Origin of the sequence: Streptomyces sp. BR123, from assembly GCF_013401435.1 — a bacterium.
Classification (GTDB): Bacteria; Actinomycetota; Actinomycetes; order Streptomycetales; family Streptomycetaceae; genus Streptomyces.
Window position 1 is genome coordinate 1 of record NZ_JACBGN010000559.1, and the last position, 1,884, is coordinate 1,884.

Here is a 1,884-nt window from a genome sequence, read left to right on the forward strand (position 1 = left end):
GTTCGTTGCTTCAGAACTAACACAGTGGACGCGAGCAACTGAGGACAAGCCCTCGGCCTATTAGTACCAGTCAGCTCCACCCGTTACCGGGCTTCCACATCTGGCCTATCAACCCAGTCGTCTACTGGGAGCCTTACCCTCTCAAGGAGGTGGGAATACTCATCTTGAAGCAGGCTTCCCGCTTAGATGCTTTCAGCGGTTATCCCTCCCGAACGTAGCCAACCAGCCATGCCCTTGGCAGGACAACTGGCACACCAGAGGTTCGTCCGTCCCGGTCCTCTCGTACTAGGGACAGCCCTTCTCAATATTCCTACGCGCACAGCGGATAGGGACCGAACTGTCTCACGACGTTCTAAACCCAGCTCGCGTACCGCTTTAATGGGCGAACAGCCCAACCCTTGGGACCGACTCCAGCCCCAGGATGCGACGAGCCGACATCGAGGTGCCAAACCATCCCGTCGATATGGACTCTTGGGGAAGATCAGCCTGTTATCCCCGGGGTACCTTTTATCCGTTGAGCGACGGCGCTTCCACAAGCCACCGCCGGATCACTAGTCCCGACTTTCGTCCCTGCTCGACCCGTCGGTCTCACAGTCAAGCTCCCTTGTGCACTTACACTCAACACCTGATTGCCAACCAGGCTGAGGGAACCTTTGGGCGCCTCCGTTACCCTTTGGGAGGCAACCGCCCCAGTTAAACTACCCATCAGACACTGTCCCTGATCCGGATCACGGACCGAGGTTAGACATCCAGCACGACCAGAGTGGTATTTCAACGGCGACTCCACAACCACTGGCGTGGCTGCTTCAAAGTCTCCCACCTATCCTACACAAGCCGAACCGAACACCAATATCAAACTGTAGTAAAGGTCCCGGGGTCTTTCCGTCCTGCTGCGCGAAACGAGCATCTTTACTCGTAGTGCAATTTCACCGGGCCTATGGTTGAGACAGTCGAGAAGTCGTTACGCCATTCGTGCAGGTCGGAACTTACCCGACAAGGAATTTCGCTACCTTAGGATGGTTATAGTTACCACCGCCGTTTACTGGCGCTTAAGTTCTCAGCTTCGCCCCACCGAAATGGAGCTAACCGGTCCCCTTAACGTTCCAGCACCGGGCAGGCGTCAGTCCGTATACATCGCCTTACGGCTTCGCACGGACCTGTGTTTTTAGTAAACAGTCGCTTCTCGCTGGTCTCTGCGGCCACCCCCAGCTCACGGAGTAAATCCGATCACCAGGCGTGGCCCCCCTTCTCCCGAAGTTACGGGGGCATTTTGCCGAGTTCCTTAACCATAGTTCACCCGAACGCCTCGGTATTCTCTACCTGACCACCTGAGTCGGTTTAGGGTACGGGCCGCCATGAAACTCGCTAGAGGCTTTTCTCGACAGCATAGGATCATCCACTTCGCCACAATCGGCTCGGCATCAGGTCTCAACCTTCATGAGGGACGGATTTGCCTACCCCTCGGCCTACACCCTTACCCCGGGACAACCACCGCCCGGGCTGGACTACCTTCCTGCGTCACCCCATCGCTTACCTACTACCATCTTGGGTCAGCGGCTCCACCACTCCCCTTCACCCGAAGGATCCAGGACGGCTTCACGGCCTTAGCATTAATGGATTCGATATTGGGCGTTTCAAAGCGGGTACCGGAATATCAACCGGTTGTCCATCGACTACGCCTGTCGGCCTCGCCTTAGGTCCCGACTTACCCTGGGCAGATCAGCTTGACCCAGGAACCCTTAGTCAATCGGCGCAAGAGTTTCTCACTCTTGTATCGCTACTCATGCCTGCATTCTCACTCGTGAACCGTCCACAACTACCTTCCGGCGCTGCTTCACCCGGCACACGACGCTCCCCTACCCATCACAACACCCGTTGGGGCTT

Annotated in this window: 1 rRNA gene; it reads right to left on the reverse strand. The window is 56.6% G+C overall.

Annotated elements, in window-relative coordinates:
- Positions 1-40: 40 nt before the first annotated feature.
- A 23S ribosomal RNA gene (locus HYE82_RS36225) occupies positions 41-1,884 on the reverse strand; the annotation flags it as partial.